A 1,472-nucleotide genomic window follows, 5' to 3' on the forward strand; every position below is an offset into this window, starting at 1 on the left:
CGTTCTGGGATGAATGTCCATCTGGAGTTCAAAGTAGGCACACTCTTAAATGCTTTGGTGGTACCGACAGTGGCAATTGTCCGCCAGGAGAATGCTACAGGTGTGTTTGTAGCAGGAGAAAATAATAAAGCTATCTTCACTCCCATAGTGACTGGCGTTACTGCTAATCACAAAACAGAAGTCAAATCAGGTTTGCAGGGAACCGAAAGAGTGTTTATCAACTTCCCAGAAGGGTTCCGACCGCAATCTATTACCCCACCTCCTTTTCCCGGTTCACGTTCACGTTCACGTTAATTACAAGGTGTGCAAAAATGGCTACACCAGTTCAGATTCGCTTTAGTACAGCATCCACTGTAGAAGTCTTAGTCATGGCGCTGGAGGCTTTGTGGAGTAACAGATTACGCACAGGGCTGACCATGCTGGGTGTCATTATTGGGATTGCCTCGGTAATTGCTATTACTTCCCTTGGTCAGGGAGTGCAAAAGGCAACCGAGCAGCAATTACAGGGTTTGGGTACAAATGTCATGCTGGTGTTCCCTGATACTCCCAGAAATAGTCGCATCAATCTAGGTAGTACTGGTAGGGGAACACGTTTAAATTGGGAGGATGCACGGGCAATTAAAGAACAGGTGACTACGGCTAGTGCGGTGTCTGCATTCTTGCAAAAGCCTAATGTCTCCGTAGTCTATGGTGGCAAGAATATATTAACTACTGTCATCGGTACGGATTTGAGTTACCCGGAGGTCAAGAACATCTATCCCCAGTCGGGGCAATTTTTTAATCAGGATGATTTGCTGTCTAGTAAGTCAGTGGTTGTTCTTGGTTCTAAGTTACGGGAACAACTGTTTGAACCGGGGGCAAATCCAGTTGGTGCCAATATCCGCATTCAGGGAGAGCGTTACATCGTTATTGGTGTTATGGAATCTAAGGGTGCGGTAGGAAGAATAGACCAAGATAATCAAATATATATTCCCTTGACGAATATGTCGGCGCGACTTATTGGTAATAATGCCCTAGCCGGGATTGCCATCACTGGGTTGTGGTTGAAAGCCTCTGATGAGTGGAGTTTAAGTGCAGCTCAATTTCAAGTTACCAATCTCTTGCGCTTGCGCCATAATATTTATCCACCCCAAGCCGATAATTTTAGAATCATTAACCAAACAGACATGATCAATACCTTAAATAATGTGGTGGGTTTATTTACGGTAATGGTGGGAGCAGTTGCTGGAATTTCTTTAGTTGTTGGCGGAATTGGTATTGCCAATATTATGTTGGCTTCTGTTGTGGAACGAAGGCGAGAAATTGGCATTCGTAAAGCACTAGGAGCTACCAAAACAGCAATTCTCAAGCAATTTTTAGCAGAAGCTGTCGTGGTTTCTGGTGTGGGGGGAGTGATTGGCATGGGATTCGGAATAGCCTTGGCTTTCAGTGCAGCCACTATTTTCCAATTTCCGTTTGTGGTTTCTCTGTGG

Annotated in this window: 1 protein-coding gene and 1 pseudogene; both read left to right on the forward strand. The window is 44.9% G+C overall.

Annotated elements, in window-relative coordinates:
• Positions 1-294, forward strand: a pseudogene (locus F6K53_RS42035) (efflux RND transporter periplasmic adaptor subunit); the annotation flags it as partial.
• A 17-nt stretch (positions 295-311) separates the two neighbouring features.
• Positions 312-1,472: ABC transporter permease (locus F6K53_RS42040; protein ID WP_293086408.1), on the forward strand; the 1,161-nt coding region annotated here is incomplete at its 3' end.

This window comes from Moorena sp. SIO4A1 (assembly GCF_010672065.1).
GTDB lineage: Bacteria > Cyanobacteriota > Cyanobacteriia > Cyanobacteriales > Coleofasciculaceae > Moorena.